Genomic DNA, 15,375 nt, shown 5'->3' with positions numbered 1-15,375 from the left:
CAAGCACATGTGGTCTTACGCATTCAAGCGCGCAGGAACGACGGCGGTGACGCTGCTGGCAGCGTCCATCATCATCTTCGCGTTCATCCATATCGTGCCGGGTGATCCGATCTATGTTCTGCTCGGTGACACCGCGACTCCCGACCAGATCGACGCCTTGCGACACCAACTCGGTCTCGACCAACCGATTATCCTGCAATATCTCACTTGGGCCGGCCATGTGCTCGAGGGCGACCTCGGGCGGTCGATCTTCTTCCAGGCGCCCGTGCTATCGGTAATTGCCGATGGCGCCGAGACCAGCACCTTGCTCGCCACCATGACGATGATCTGGGTTGCGGTCATCGGCGTGCCGATCGGCATGATTGCGGCGGTCCGGCACGGCACGTGGCTCGATCAGGGATTGTCCGGCGGTGCGATGCTGATGGCCTCGATACCCACGTTCTGGGTCGGGCTCTATCTGATCCTGATCTTTGCCGCCTGGCTCGGCTGGTTTCCGAGCTCCGGTTATCCGTCGATCTTCGAAGGTGGTGTCGTCAATCTCCGCTATCTCGTCCTCCCCAGCCTGGCGCTTGCGGCTCCGAATGCCGCTTTGATCCTGCGGCTGACGCGCGCCAGCATGCTCGACGTCTCCCGGGAGGACTACGTGCGCACGGCGCGTGCAAAGGGAATTAGGCCGTGGCAGGTCGTGCGTCGCCACATCTGGCGTAATGCACTCCTGGCGGTCGTCTCGGCCTTCGGCTTCACCTTCGCCGCACTGTTGTCCGAAGCGGTGGTGACCGAAACCGTGTTTGCCCTGCCCGGCATCGGCCGCCTCGTCGTTCAGTCGATCCTTCGTCGAGACTACCCTGTGATCCAGGGCGTCATCCTGGTCATCGTGGTGGTTTATCTCCTGATCAATCTGATCGTCGATCTGAGCTATCGTCTGCTCGATCCGCGGGTCGAACTCCAATGAGCAGCAACAGCGTGACCTTGTGGCTCAAGCCGTTTGTCGCCCGCCCGATCGCGCTGGCCGGGCTCGGGGTTCTTCTGGCGACTGTACTCGCCGCGGTCTTCGCACCGTGGCTGTCGCCTTACGATCCGTATGCCATCGATCCGCTGATCCGCCTGACGCCCCCGAACGTGACGCACTGGTTCGGCACCGACCAATTCGGCCGGGACACCCTCTCGCGCACCATTCATTCAGCACGCATGGCACTTCTGATCGGCTCGGGCGTGGTCGTCTTCGCTCTCGCGACAGGCGTTCCGGCCGGCGTACTTTCCGCTCTGTTCCCGCGGCTGGGCCACCTGCTGATGCGCTTGGTCGACGTGCTGATGGCCTTCCCGACCCTGCTTCTCGCACTTGGCCTGATTGTCATCTTGAGCCCGAGTGTGGCCACCGTCATTCTGGCCATCGGGATCGGCTACATGACGACGACGACCCGCATCGTCTACGGACTGACACTGCGCTTGCGCGCGGAAACCTATGTCGAGGCGTCCCGCAGCATGGGCGCCGGAGCGGCATGGCTCATCAGTCGGCACATCTTGCCGAACCTGGTCTCGCCACTTCTCGTGCAGGCCAGCTTCGTCTTCGCGTTCGCGCAGCTCGGCGCGGCTTCACTCGATTTCCTGGGCCTTGGCGCCCCACCGGACATTCCGAGCTGGGGCAACATGCTGGCGGAATCGCGGACCTTCATCACCCGCGCCCCGTGGCTGCTCTTCTTCCCAGGCATGATGATCGTGGTGACGGCCTTTTCTCTGAACCTGGTTGGCGATGCATTGCGCGATCGACTCGATCCGAGGTTCCGTCAAGTCTTCGGTGAGAAGGGTTAGGCTGTGCTGACAGTTTGCGACCTTACGGTGTCAGTGGGGCCGGAATCCGCGCCGGTCGACATCGTCGCCGGCGTGTCCTTCGGCTTGGCCAAGGGTGAGATTCTCGGTCTCGTCGGCGAGTCCGGTTGCGGAAAGAGCATGACCTCGCTTGCGGTCATGGGATTGCTGCCGCAGCCGGGTCCCCGGGTCCGGGCCGGGCGGGTCCTGTTGGAGGGCTGCGACGTAACGCGGTTGCAGCCCTGGCAACGTGTCGAAGCGGACCACGGCCGCATGGCAATGATCTTTCAGGAGCCGATGACCTCACTCAACCCGGTTCGTCGGATTGGCGATCAGATCGCCGAAGCCGTACGCGTGCATGAGGGGATTTCGGGTGCAGCTGCGCTGGTCCGTGCGCGCGAACTGCTCGAACTGGTCCGTATGCCCGACCCCAAAATGCAGCTGTCCGCGTATCCGCATCAGTTGTCCGGAGGCCAACGCCAGCGGGTCATGATCGCGATTGCGCTGGCCTGCAGGCCACAGGTGCTGGTCGCCGATGAGCCGACCACCGCTCTGGATGTCACCATACAGGTTCAGATTCTCGGGCTCTTGCGCGAGCTCTGCAATCGGCTCGATATGGCGATATTGTTCATCACCCACGACATGGGAGTCATTGCGCAGCTCGCCGATCGTGTCGCTGTCATGTACGCCGGCCGGATCGTGGAAACCGCGGCAGTCGATGCGCTGTTCGGCGCACCCCGTCATCATTACACCCGCGGACTGATGGATTGCATGCCGTCGCGAAATTCCGGCGCGCGCCGGCTGCCGACCATTTCTGGTCAGCCACCGCTGCCAGGTACGGTCTCTGCTGGCTGCGTGTTTGCCTTACGTTGCGCAGCGGTGCGCGATCAGTGCCGCGTGGCGACCCCGCCCCGCCTGGAGGCCTCCCAAGGGCACGAGGTGCTCTGCGCATTTCCACTGGCCGGCGGGGAGCTGCCATGAGCGGCAATGCCATCCTCGACGTCCGGGACATGATGGTCTCGTTCAGTGCCTGGCGAGCCGGTCGGAAATACCGGGTGCAGGCAGTGGATGGTGTATCGCTGTCGCTGGCGGAAGGCGAGGTCCTCGGGATCGTGGGCGAGTCCGGCTGCGGCAAGACCACGCTGGGCCGAACCCTCGTCGGGCTGGTCCGGCCCGACAGCGGCAACATCAATTTGAAGGGAACCGAATTGATCGGAGCCGGCGGCTCCGGCCTCCGCGAGATGCGTCTGAGCGTCCGAATGGTTTTCCAGGATCCCAATGCATCGCTCAACCCGCGGCGCACAATTGGAGATTCGGTCGCGGAGGCGGCCGACATCAGTGGCTTCTTCAAGAGCCGCGCCGAGCGCAGCGCGGCCATAGCTGCCACCTTGACGGCCGTCGGATTGAACCCGTCTTTCGCCGCTCGCTATCCCTACGAGCTGAGTGGCGGGCAGCGGCAGCGGGTCGGAATCGCACGCGCCATTCTTCCCACCCCGTCCATCATCGTCGCCGACGAGCCGGTCTCGGCCCTCGACGTTTCCGTGCAGGCGCAGGTGCTCAATCTGATGATGGATCTGCGTGACCAATTGAGACTGTCGATGCTCTTCATCTCGCACGACCTTGGCGTGATCGGGCAGATCAGCAGCCGCGTTGCTGTCATGTATATGGGCCGGATCGTGGAGCAGGCCGGGACGCGGACGGTCCTGGATCATCCGCTCCATCCCTATACGCGCGCATTGGTGGCGGCAATTCCGAAGCCGGATCCATCGAAGCGGATCCTGGGCGCGATCGAAATGGGTGAACCGCCAAGTCTCTTCACGCCAACGCGCGGCTGTGCATATGCGCCCCGCTGTCCAATGGCCAGCGATCGCTGTCTCGTCGATGTGCCACAACTTCGATCTGCAGGCGCGGACGGTCGGACGATCGCCTGCCACAACGTATAACCAGCGAGTGCCGCGCGCGGCAAAATCACGCAACGCCAACGCCTACGATTGATTTCTCCTCTATTCGAGCGATCCCATTCACCGGCGGCACTCCGCGACCGCCATGCGTCAGGCAGGTGAAAAACCGGCAAGCCTGACGCCTGTTGCACTGCGATGTTAATCGCGACGCAACATTCAAAATGAGACTGCCCGTTAAGCCGCACACGGCTCCGGCACGTGCGCTGCATCGGAGTTCGGTTAGCCTTCATTTCAAGAACCGTTGGTCTTGCTCGAACGCCGCACCGCGCGGCGGACGCGTCGGGGCGCGGTGAAAAACAGCGACAAGATCGTCCAGGGAGGAGAGCAATGTTGAAAGGCAGTCTAGGACTGATCGCGTTGGGCAGCCTGTTACTTTCGGGCACCGCCTTCGCACAGGAGAAGATCAAGGTCGGCGTCACCGCGACGCTCGAAGGCACCTACACCGTACTCGGCGAGGACGGCATCCGCGGATTCCAGACGGCCCTCAACGTCCTCGGCAAGAAGGTCGGCGACAAGGAACTTGAATTTGTCATCGCCTCGACCGATGCGACGCCGGACTCCGCCGTGCGGGCCGTGCGCAAGCTGATCGAGCAGGACAAGGTACAGATCCTGCTGTCGCCGCTCTCTGGTGACGAAGGCATCGCGGTCAAAAATTTTGCAAAGACCCATCCCGAACTGACGTTCATCAATGCCGCCTCCGGTGCCCAGGAAACGACCTATGTCGATCCCGCTCCGAACTTTTTCCGCTACAATATGGATGGCGCGCAGTGGCAGGTGGGCCTCGGCAAGTACGCTTATGACCAAAAGAAGTATCGCAAGATCGCGACCGTCGGCGAAGACTACTCATTCATCTATACGCAGGTGTTCGGCCTCGTGCTCGAGTTCTGCGGTGCTGGCGGACAGGTCACCAACCGGCAATGGGTGCCGCTCGGCACCAAGGACTTTGCCTCGGTTATCGCCGCACTGCCCGACGACGTCGACGCAATCTATCTCGGCCTCGGCGGCGCCGACGCCGTCAACTTCCTGAACCAATATCAGCAGGCCGGCGGCAAGGCGCATCTGATGGGCGGCTCGATCATGATCGACCAGACCATCCTGTCGTCCAAAGGAAACGCCAAGAATGCCCTGATCGGCACGCTGGCCGCGAGCGGCCAGGCCGACACCTGGGAGAACCCGAGTTGGCAGAAGTTCGTGAAGGACTATCAGGACGCCTTCCCGCCCAACAAGCGCTTCCCGAGCCCATCGCTGCTCGCCACCAACTATTACGGCTCGACCATGGCGCTGATCCTGGCGCTACGTCAGGTCAACGGAGATCTCTCCAACAATCAGGCCAAGTACAAGGAGGCCCTCGCCAAGATCGAAATCGACGCACCCAACGGCAAGATCAAGCTGGACTCCAACCGCCAGGCGATCGGCACCAACTTCGTCACCGAGGTTGTCGACGACGGCAAGGGCGCGCTGTTCTCAAAGGTCGTGAACGTGATCCCGAATGTCAACCAAACGCTGGGTTACGATCCCGCGGTGTTCGCCAAAATCGGTTTGCCGAGCCGCACAGTACCTGAATGTAAGAAGTACTGACCTAGTCTCATTCGCGAACGATGACTGGCCGGGGAGAGATTTGCCAGAAGCGCGACACGTGCGCCCTTGCATTCTCTCCCCGGTTGTTGAACGCTACCAAAAAATACCAAGAGCTTTTGGGAGGAGAGGCATGAGCCGGGCGCTCGCCGTCTTCCACGGCCGCTTTGGTCGGGCGACGGTCTATCAGTTGAACCGCCCTTTCAACATCCACGCACATCGCGAAGGTCATTTGATCTTCCATGTCGGCGGGCGTTCCGCATGCATCGATGTCAGCGACGGACGTTACGAGCTCACCGAAGGTTCCGTCGTCGCGGTCAATCCGTGGGAGCCGCATAATTTCCTGCCTTCCGATCTCGACGGCGGCGCCGTTTTCTTCGTGCTCTACGTCAATGCGGAGTGGTTCGCGCCCGATGCGCCCGGCGCCGATCGCCTGCGCTTCGGCCGTACCCAGTTCACGCGGTCGGTTGCGCTGGACAAGCACATCAGGCACGCAGCCGCCCTCGTGTGCGGCGCTCCCTCGCTCAACAGCCTCGATGGCGAGCTGAGAAGCCTGATCGACATCTGTTATGACGAAAGCTGGCAACAGGCCGCGACCGCGCGCGATCCGCGCGCAAACGGTTCCGTCACGGATTTTCGCGTGCGCAAGTGCATCAAGATGATGTCGGAGAGTCCCGGCGCCGAGATCGAGCTCGATACCATTGCGCGCGAATCCGGCCTGTCGCGGCCGCATTTCTACCGGCTGTTCCGCACCCAGACCGGCGTTACGCCACATCTCTATCTCAACACGCTGATGATGGAGCAAGCGCTGGAGGCGCTGGTGGCGAGCGAAGCGCCGATCGCCGATATCGGCTTCGATCTCGGCTTCTCGTCGCAGAGCGGATTCACCCGCTTCTTCGCCGCCAATGTCGGCATGGCGCCGACCGATTATCGCCGCGCGGCCAAGGTTTTGCGCGCCTGAGGCCACGCGAAAAGATACTCACGATCAAGCGCCTCCCTTACAGCCGCATTAGGATGCGACAAACGCGGTCCCGAAACGAGGATCGCGCTCGATAGGGAGCGCACGTTCATGGCAGGGCTTGCGGCCGGCAACGGTCTGCGTGCCCCTCCGCCCCGCTTGCTGGGTGAGAGATGGGGTGACGTGAAGACGGAGCGGCGATCATGACCCGCTTTGTCGAACGCCATCCCGCCTGGGCACTGATCGTCATCATCGTGATTGCGGTGGCGCTTTGGCTGATTTTCGCAGTCTGGCCGCAGAGCGTCGAAGATGCGTTCGGCCGCAAGCGGGTCTTCCTCAACGCGCTCTTCAACGGCATCACGCTCGGCGGTCTCTATTTCCTCGTCGCCAGCGGTTTTACGCTGATCTTCGGCCTGATGCGTAACGTCAACCTCGCGCACGGCTCGCTCTATTTGTTCGGCGGCTATGTCGGCTACGCCATCAGCGCCGCGACCGGCTCATGGGTCCTCAGCTTCATCGTCGCTTTCATCCTGACGGCACTGGTCGGCGTCCTGCTCCAGGTCCTCGTCTTCCGCCGCATGGAGGGCCAGGACCTGCGCCAGACCATGGTGACGATCGGTCTCTCGATCGTGTTCGCCGATTTGATGCTCTGGGCCTGCGGCGGCGATTTCTATCAGATCCAGACTCCGAACTGGCTGATCGGACCTGTAGAGCTGCCGCTGGTCACGGCGGTCAAATCCTCAGGCGAGCCGGTCTATCTCCGCTATCCCATGGTCCGGCTCGTGATCTTCGCCGCCTCCGTCGTGATCGGCGTGGCGATGTGGCTGGCGCTCAACCGCACGCGGATCGGCATGATCATCCGCGCCGGCGTCGACGATCGCGACATCCTGGCTGCGACCGGGGTACGGATCCAACTCGTTTTCGTGGTGGTGTTTGCGCTCGGCGCCGGCCTCGCCGGAATCGCCGGCGTCGTTGGCGGAACGTTCCAGTCGCTCTCGCCCGGCGAGGATATCCGCTTCCTGCTCGCTTCCCTCGTCGTGGTGATCGTCGGTGGCATGGGCTCGATCCCGGGGGCTGCGCTGGGCGCGCTCATCATCGGCCTCGCCGAGCAGCTCGGCTCGGTCTACATCCCGACCTACGCCATCGTCGTGACCTTCCTGATCATGGTGCTGGTGCTGGCAATTCGGCCGCAGGGCCTGTTGGCGAGGCGCTGACATGTCCCTCGCTCACGACGCCCGCGTCCCGGTTCGTCCCACCGCTACGGTGCAGCGCTCGAAATTGCGCGGATGGCCGGAGATCGACAATCCGGCGGCCTGGGCCGTCGCGGCCATTCTTCTGATCATGCCGCTGATCGCCAACGGCTTCTTCCTGATCGAAATCTTTGCGACCACGCTGATTCTCGGACTCATGGCGCTGAGTCTGATGTTTCTTGCCGGCTATGGCGGCATGGTCAGCCTGATGCAGCTCACCATCGCGGGTTTCTCCGCCTACATGGTCGCGGTGTTTGGCGTCAGCGGCAACGCCAATATCAGCCTGGGCTGGCCGTGGTGGCTTGCGGTCCCGATGGCGCTTGCGCTCGCGACCATCTTCGGCACCCTCGGCGGCGCGCTGGCGGTGCGCACCGAGGGCATCTACACCATCATGATCACGCTCGCGATCGGCGCGGCGTTCTATTATTTCACCAACCAGAACTGGGCGATTTTCAACGGCCATACCGGCATTAATACGGTTGCCACGCCGCATTTCTGGGGCGTCAACTGGCGCGCCGACATTCCCTTTTATTATATCGTCCTCGCGGTAGCCGCGCTGTGCTACTTCGCCGTCGACTACATCTCCCGCGCGCCGTTCGGCCTCGCGTTGCAAGGTGTCCGCGACAATCCCCGCCGCATGGCGGCACTCGGCTTCAACGTCAATGCGCATCGCGTCGCGGCCTACGTCTTCGCGTCCTTTGTCGCGGCGCTGGCAGGGGTACTCCAGGTCTGGAATTACCGGCAGATTTCGCCCGGATCCGTGAGCGTTGGGGCCTGCATCGATATCCTCATCATCGCAGTCGTCGGCGGCATCACGCGTCCCATAGGACCCTTTATCGGCGCGCTGATCTTCGTACTGCTGCGCACCTTCGCACTCGACTTCCTGGTCAAGCTGGGGCTTGACGGCAACCGCTTTCGGCTCCTGATCGGCCTCGGCTTCCTCGCCATCGTGTTCTGGTCCTCAGACGGCGTCATCGGGCTCTGGCAGAGCTGGCGGCGCCGCCAACGCTCCGGCGCGGCAAGTTCAAGCGGACGACATGGCCGAGAATCTGGCCGAGGATCCCGCCATGGATAGCGTCGCGCAACGCCTCTCTGTCGTGGGCGCCGGCGCGGCGCTGGAGCTGCGCGGCGTGACACGTCTGTTCGGCGCGCTCGCGGCACTCACCGACATCACCCTTACCGTCCGCCCCGGCGAACGGCGCGCCGTGCTTGGCTCCAACGGCGCCGGCAAGACCACGCTGTTCAACTGCATCACCGGCGACTTCCCACTTTCTTCCGGCACCATCCGCTTCTTCGGCGAGGACGTCACGCACTTCCCGCCCTATGAGCGCATCCGCCGTGGCCTGCGCCGGACTTACCAGATCTCCGCGCTGTTTCCCGGCCTTACCGTCCAGGACAACGTCTACCTCGCCTGCCGTGGCGTCTCACGTGGGCGCTTCTCGTTTCTCCGCCCCGGTCAGAACGATGCGTTGATGCACGCTGCCGAAAATCTCGTGCAGGCCGTCCATCTCTCGGGCGTGAAGGATCAGCGCGTTGCCGAGCTCGCTCATGGCCAGCAGCGCCAGCTCGAAATCGCACTTGCGCTTGCCGGCGCGCCGCGATTCGTCCTGTTCGATGAACCGGCCGCGGGACTGTCGCCGACCGAGCGTGCCGAGCTGATCGAAATATTGACCTCCCTGCCCGCGCATATCGGCTACATCATCATCGAGCACGACATGGACGTCGCCCTGCGCGTCGTCGAGAGCGTCACGATGATGCACAACGGGCGGATCTTCAAGGAAGGTCGTCCGCAGGAGATCGAATCCGATCCCGAAGTGCAGGAGCTTTACCTCGGAGGCGGCCATGAATGAGGTCCGCCGTACCGCCGCCGCCCTCGAAGTGCGCGGCCTGGACGTCTATTATGGCCATTCGCATGCGCTGCAGGGCGTGGATCTGACGCTCGAAGCCGGCGTGTTCTCGGTCGTCGGCCGCAACGGCATGGGCAAGACCACGCTATGCAAGGCCATCATGGGGCTGGTGCCGGTCAGCGGCGGCTCGATCCGCATCCGCGGGGATGAGATCACCCGGCAGCCGCCTGCCCACATAGCGCGACTCGGCGTCGGCTATGTTCCGCAGGGACGCCGGCTGTGGCGTTCGCTCAGCGTCGATGAGCATCTGCAGCTTGCCGCCGGCTTGCGCCGCGGCCCTTGGACGGTGGAGCGCATCTACAAGACGTTTCCGCGGCTGGCCGAACGCAAGGATCACGGCGGCGGCCAGCTCTCCGGCGGCGAGCAACAGATGCTTGCGATCTCCCGCGCGTTGCTCACCAACCCGCGGCTCCTGATCATGGACGAGCCCACCGAGGGGCTCGCGCCCGTCATCGTGGCCCAGGTCGAGGAGATGCTGCTACGGCTTGGCGAGGACGGCGACATGTCCGTGCTCGTGATCGAGCAGAATATCGGCGTGGCGACCGCCGTGTCGCGCAACGTCGCGATCATGGTCAACGGTCGCGTCAACCGCATCATCGATTCGGTGCGGCTCGCCGCCGATCGCGAACTGCAGCAGCGCCTGCTCGGTGTCGGAATGCACGCCGGACTCGAGCTCGACCTCGACGTGCCACCGGCGGATACGGAAGCGAAGCCTCCTCCGCAGCAGACGCGTCCAGTCGGCGCGATCCGCATCTACATGTCAAACCCGACGCCGCCGACACGGTGGTCGCAACCTGTGCCGATCGCCCGCATCGAGGCTGCGGCCCGCACGTTCTCGACACAAGTGATGCGTCTCGACGAGACGGCACGGCGACGGCACGAACCCGTTGCCACGCAAACGCAGGGCTCCCCGGTCGTGCTCGTCGTCGGTACGCTCGACACCAAGGGCACGGAGCTGCGCTTCATCCGCGACATCATCGCCGGGACAGGCCTGCGAACCCGATTGGTCGATGTCTCCACCAGCGGCAGGCACGCGGCCAGCGACGTCTCCGCCCAGGAGATCGCCTTGAACCATGGTCGCGGCGGATCGGCGGTGTTCGGACCGGACCGCGGCGCCGCCGTCACCGCGATGGCCGAGGCCTTCGCCAGCTGGTTGCGGCGCCAGAACAATGTTGCCGGCGTGATTTCGGCGGGCGGCTCGGGCGCAGCGTCGCTGGTCGCGCCCGGTATGCGGATGCTTCCTGTCGGGGTGCCGAAGCTCATCGTCTCGTCCGTCGCCTCCGGCGACGTCGGGCCCTATGTCGGCCCCGCGGACATCACCATGATGCATTCCGTCGCCGACGTACAGGGCCTCAATTCGATCTCGCGCGCCGTGCTGGCCAACGGTGCCAACGCGCTCGCCGGCATGATCAAGGCGCGCCTTGATCAGCATGCACGGAAGGATCGCGACGACAGCGGATTGCCGTCGGTCGGCATCACCATGTTCGGTGTCACCACGCCGGCGGTGCAGAAGATCGCGGCCGACTTGCGCGAGGATTTCGAGTGTCTCGTTTTCCACGCCACCGGCGTCGGCGGACGCTCAATGGAGAAGCTCGTCGATTCCGGGCAGCTCGCAGGCGTCATCGACCTCACGACCACGGAGGTCGGCGATCTTCTGATGGGCGGCGTGTTCCCTGCCACCGACGACCGCTTTGGCGCCATCGTCCGCAGCCGGGTGCCTTATGTCGGCTCGGCGGGCGCGCTCGACATGGTGAATTTCGGCGCTCCTGAGACGATCCCGGAGCGCTACCGCGGCAGGAAATTCCACGTCCACAACCCGCAGGTCACACTGATGCGCACCACCGCGGAGGAGAACGAGCGCATGGGGCACTGGATCTCCGATCGGCTCAATCGAATGGACGGTCCGGTGCGCTTCTTCCTGCCCGAGGGCGGCGTCTCCGCGCTCGACGCGCGCGGACAGCCGTTCTGGGATCCAGAGGCCGATGCGGCGCTGTTCCGCACGCTGGAGCGCAACGTGCGGCAGACCGCCAACCGTCAGCTCATTCGCGTTCCCAAGAACATCAATGACCCCGAGTTCGCCTCCACCCTTGTCAGCGCGTTCCGAACATTGTTCGGCCGCACCGGGGCGCGCCGGAGATTAGCGAGGTGACCGATGGCCCGGTTTGAACGCGCTGCACTGTTGAAGCGCTTCCGCGACATGGCAAGGCGCGGAGAGCCCATCGTCGGCGGCGGCGCCGGCACCGGCCTTTCGGCAAAATGCGAGGAGGCCGGCGGTGTCGACCTCATCGTCATCTACAATTCCGGCCGCTACCGCATGGCCGGCCGAGGTTCGCTCGCGGGATTGATGGCTTACGGCGACGCCAACGCCATCGTGCTGGAGATGGCCGGCGAAGTGCTGCCCGTCGTGACCAGGACGCCAGTGCTCGCAGGCGTCAATGGCACGGATCCGTTCCGCGACATGGATCTTTTCCTGGACCAGTTGAAAGCGCTCGGCTTCGCCGGCGTACAGAATTTTCCGACCGTCGGCCTTATCGACGGCGTGTTCCGCGCCAATCTCGAAGAGACCGGCATGTCCTACGCGCTAGAGATCGACATGATCGCAAAGGCGCGCGAAAAGGACCTGCTGACGACGCCCTACGTCTTTAGCGAGAAGGAAGCAGCCGCGATGGCCATCGCGGGCGCGGATATCATCGTCTGTCACCTGGGCCTGACGACCGGGGGCAGCATCGGCGCGCAGACGGCACTCAACCTGGCGGATTGCCCAGCGCACATCGACACCTGGGCCTCCGCTGCGCTCGGCGTCAATCCGGACATTCTGGTGCTCGCGCACGGCGGACCGATCTCCGATCCGGACGATGCCGATTTCATCATGAGGAACACACGCAATTGCCACGGCTTCTACGGCGCCTCCTCGATGGAACGGCTGCCGGTCGAGCGAGCGCTGACGGATCAGGTTCGCAAATTCAAGGCGATCGGCGCGCGATAACGCCGAAAGGTCGAGGGAGAGAAACATGTCAGGGACTCTGGTCGGTGAATTGATCCTCTGGCTGATCGTCGCCGTCGTAGTGATCGTGGTCGGCGTCTACATCGTGAACTGGCTCTATCACCGCTCGTCCAAGGAGACCTCATTCGTTCGGACGGGCCTGCTCGGCGAGCGCGTCGTGATCAACGGCGGCGCCTTCGTGCTGCCGTTCATTCACGACTACACGCCAGTCAACATGAACGTGCAGCCGATGGGCATCGTGCGCTCCCGGCAGGACGCCGTGATCACCCGTGACCGCATGCGCGTCGACATCGAGGCCGATTTCTATGTCAGGGTGCAGGCGACCCGCGAAGCCGTGTCCATCGCGGCCGCCACGCTCGGCCGCCGTACCATGGAGCCCGAACAGCTCCACGCCCTCCTCGCCGGAAAATTCATCTCCGCCATTCGTTCCGTTGCCTCGGAGATGACCCTCGAGCAGATGCACGAGCAGCGCGGTGAGTACGTCGCCCGCCTCAAGGCGAACGCGGCAGAGGCCCTCGCCCAGAACGGACTCGAGCTGGAGTCAGTGGCGATCACCGATCTCGACCAGACCGATCTCGAATTCTTCAACCCCTCGAACCGCTTCGACGCCGAAGGTCTGACCCGCCTGATGGAGGACATCGAGGCCAAGCGCAAACTGCGCAACGACATCGAGCAGGATTCGATGATCAAGATCCGCTCTCGCAACCTGGAAGCCGAGCGGCAGGCTCTCGAGATCGAACGCGAAAGCGAGACGGCGCGCCTCGAACAGGAGCGTGACATCGAGATGCGCCGGGCCCTGCAACGCACCGAGGTCGCACGCGAGCGGGCCCTGCGCGAGACCGAAGCCGAGCAGGCGCAGATTTCCGCCCGTGAAACCATCGAGAAGGCGCGAATCGCCAACGACCAAGCGATCGCCGAAGCTCGCATCGCCTCGGAGCGTGAGACCCGTCAGCGGGAGATCGAGCGCACCCGCACTATCGAGGAGAAGGAGCTGCTCGCACGAGAGGAAATCGAGAAGACCCGGATCGCCAACCAGCGCTCGATCGATACCAACCGCATCGCCTCCGAGCGGGAGGTGCGCCAGCGCGAAATCGAGCGGATGCAGACCATCGAGGAAGCCGAAATCGCAGCCCGCGAGGCGATCGAGAAAGCGCGGATCCAGCAAGACCGCGTCGTGACCGACGCCCGCATCGCCAACGAAGAGGAGACCCGGCGCCGCGAGATTGATCGGACCCGCGCTGTGGACGAAGCCGAGATCGCTGCCCGCGAGACGACAGAAAAGGCCCGCATCGCCCAGACCATGATCGTCAATGTCGAGCGCATCGCGTCCGATGAGCGCACCCGCGCGCTGGAGATCCAGCAGGTGCGTAACATCCAGGAAGCCGAGATTGAGGCGCAGCGCGCAGTCGAGGCTGCGCGCATCGACCGGGAGCACAGGCTCGCCGTCGAGCGCATCGCAGTCGAGCAGAATACCCGGCAGCTGGAGATCGAACGCAACCAGACGCTGGAAGTCGCAGAGGTCACGGCGCGCGAAGCCACGGAAGCTGCCCGCATCACCCAGCAAGAACGCGTGCGGTCCCTGGAAATCGCCCGCAACCGCGCCGTCGAGGAAGCCGACATTGCCTCACGCGAAGCCATCGAGGCCGCCCGGATCGCCCAGGAGAAGTCCGTTGCAGCCGAGCGTATCCAGGCCGAGCGTGACACACGCGCGCTCGAGATCGAACGCACAGCCGTGCTCGAGGCGGCCGAGTTGAAGCGGCGCGACGCCATCGAGCGCCAGCGCATCGGCGTCGATCTCGCCCTCGAAGCCGAGCGGATCACGTCCTCCAAGAAGCGCGAAGTCCTCAACATCGAGCACAAGAAGGCGATCGAGATTGCGGATGAGGACCGCGTCATTGCGCTCTCGACCAAGAAGTCCGAGCGCATCGACGCCGACCGCCAGGTCAGGCAGGCCGAGATTGTCGCGCGCAAGGAGGTCGAGACCACCGACGTCTCGCGCGAGCATGCGCTGGAGGCGGCGCGGATCGAACGTCGCCGTTCGATCGAACAGCTCGAAGTCGCTCGCGTCCAGTCGCTCCAGGAAGCCGAGATTGCCGCGCGGGAAGAGGTCGAGCGCTCCCGCATTGCCTCCGATCGCGGCCTCGACGAGGCCCGCATAGGCCGCGAGCGCGAGCTGCGCAAGCTTGAAATCAATCGGGAGAAGGAGGTCGAGACCGTTCTGATGGAGAAGGCGATTGCCATCCACCTGAAGTCGCTTGAGGAATCTGCGGCCAAGACCTCGGCCGAGGAAGCGCGGGTGCATGCCACCGAAGCCACCGAGCGCGTCATCACCGCGCGCGAGAGCGAGATCGCGAAGCGCCGGAAGACCGTGGAGATCCTGATCGCCGAGAAGCAGGCCGAGGAGACGCGAATTGCCGCGGAAGCCGAACGGATCCGCGCTGCAGTCGAGGCCGAGGCCCAGCGTATGCTCAACGAGGCCGAGAACGTGCTGACCGACCAGGCGCGGTACTCGCTGTTCCGTAGAAAGCTGCTCGACCGCATCGAAGGCATCGTCCGCGAGAGCGTCAAGCCGATGGAGAAGATCGAGGGCATCCGCATCCTCCAGGTCGATGGCCTCAACGGCAACGGCCATGGCGGCAATGGCGGCCGTAGCGCGACCGACGAGGTGATCGACTCGGCGCTGCGCTACCGCGTCCAGGCGCCGCTGATCGACTCGCTTCTGGCGGACATCGGCGTCGAAGGCGGCAGCCTCGCCAAGATGCCAGGCCTGATCCGGGAGGCTCGCGACATGCAGGGCATCAAGGACTCCGCACGCAAGGGCGGCGGCGGCGGCGAGAAGCCAGCCGCTGCACCCTCGCCTTCGGCCGACGGCGAGCCGCCCGCCGAGCGCAGCCCTCGGAAGAAGAGCTGAGGT

Annotated in this window: 12 protein-coding genes; all 12 read left to right on the top strand. The window is 64.1% G+C overall.

The features are described from left to right. Positions 1-7 precede the first annotated feature (7 nt). The 12 genes from BRA471DRAFT_RS15365 (at position 8) to BRA471DRAFT_RS15310 (ending at position 15,372) form a co-directional block, all read left to right on the top strand. On the top strand, positions 8-952 hold the full coding sequence (locus tag BRA471DRAFT_RS15365; protein ID WP_007608695.1) for an ABC transporter permease: 945 nt from the start codon (positions 8-10) through the stop codon (positions 950-952). Beyond that, positions 949-1,809 (top strand): ABC transporter permease, encoded by an 861-nt coding sequence (locus BRA471DRAFT_RS15360; protein WP_007608693.1) that lies wholly within the window; start codon positions 949-951, stop codon positions 1,807-1,809. Before BRA471DRAFT_RS15365 ends, BRA471DRAFT_RS15360 begins: the two co-directional genes overlap by 4 nt. 3 nt (positions 1,810-1,812) lie before the next feature. Beyond that, the gene (locus BRA471DRAFT_RS15355) at positions 1,813-2,787 is read left to right on the top strand and encodes an ABC transporter ATP-binding protein (RefSeq protein ID WP_007608684.1); all 975 of its coding nucleotides are present in this window, start codon (positions 1,813-1,815) and stop codon (positions 2,785-2,787) included. After that, entirely contained in the window at positions 2,784-3,749 is a 966-nt protein-coding gene (locus BRA471DRAFT_RS15350) for an ABC transporter ATP-binding protein (protein ID WP_007608680.1), read from the top strand. Before BRA471DRAFT_RS15355 ends, BRA471DRAFT_RS15350 begins: the two co-directional genes overlap by 4 nt. 345 nt (positions 3,750-4,094) lie before the next feature. Next, entirely contained in the window at positions 4,095-5,345 is a 1,251-nt protein-coding gene (locus BRA471DRAFT_RS15345; protein WP_007608679.1) for an ABC transporter substrate-binding protein, read from the top strand. A gap of 130 nt (positions 5,346-5,475) precedes the next feature. After that, positions 5,476-6,303, top strand: a complete 828-nt coding sequence (locus BRA471DRAFT_RS15340) for an AraC family transcriptional regulator (protein ID WP_007608678.1) — start codon at positions 5,476-5,478, stop codon at positions 6,301-6,303. A 200-nt stretch (positions 6,304-6,503) separates the two neighbouring features. Continuing rightward, positions 6,504-7,514 (top strand): branched-chain amino acid ABC transporter permease, encoded by a 1,011-nt coding sequence (locus BRA471DRAFT_RS15335; protein WP_007608677.1) that lies wholly within the window; start codon positions 6,504-6,506, stop codon positions 7,512-7,514. Between the two features lies 1 nt (position 7,515). Next, the gene (locus BRA471DRAFT_RS15330; protein ID WP_007608676.1) at positions 7,516-8,625 is read left to right on the top strand and encodes a branched-chain amino acid ABC transporter permease; all 1,110 of its coding nucleotides are present in this window, start codon (positions 7,516-7,518) and stop codon (positions 8,623-8,625) included. After that, positions 8,618-9,400 (top strand): ABC transporter ATP-binding protein, encoded by a 783-nt coding sequence (locus BRA471DRAFT_RS15325; protein ID WP_007608675.1) that lies wholly within the window; start codon positions 8,618-8,620, stop codon positions 9,398-9,400. Before BRA471DRAFT_RS15330 ends, BRA471DRAFT_RS15325 begins: the two co-directional genes overlap by 8 nt. After that, the gene (locus tag BRA471DRAFT_RS15320; protein WP_007608672.1) at positions 9,393-11,606 is read left to right on the top strand and encodes an ABC transporter permease; all 2,214 of its coding nucleotides are present in this window, start codon (positions 9,393-9,395) and stop codon (positions 11,604-11,606) included. The genes BRA471DRAFT_RS15325 and BRA471DRAFT_RS15320 overlap by 8 nt, the downstream gene beginning before the upstream one ends. 3 nt (positions 11,607-11,609) lie before the next feature. After that, positions 11,610-12,443 carry a phosphoenolpyruvate hydrolase family protein gene (locus tag BRA471DRAFT_RS15315; RefSeq protein WP_007608671.1) on the top strand — a complete coding sequence of 278 codons (834 nt, stop codon included), beginning with the start codon at positions 11,610-11,612 and terminating at the stop codon, positions 12,441-12,443. A 25-nt stretch (positions 12,444-12,468) separates the two neighbouring features. Then, positions 12,469-15,372 (top strand): flotillin family protein, encoded by a 2,904-nt coding sequence (locus BRA471DRAFT_RS15310; protein ID WP_007608669.1) that lies wholly within the window; start codon positions 12,469-12,471, stop codon positions 15,370-15,372. Positions 15,373-15,375: the final 3 nt, after the last annotated feature.

The organism is Bradyrhizobium sp. WSM471, from assembly GCF_000244915.1.
Taxonomy (GTDB): domain Bacteria; phylum Pseudomonadota; class Alphaproteobacteria; order Rhizobiales; family Xanthobacteraceae; genus Bradyrhizobium.
The sequence above is the reverse complement of the archived record's forward strand: the minus strand, read 5'-3'. Positions and strand labels throughout refer to the sequence as shown.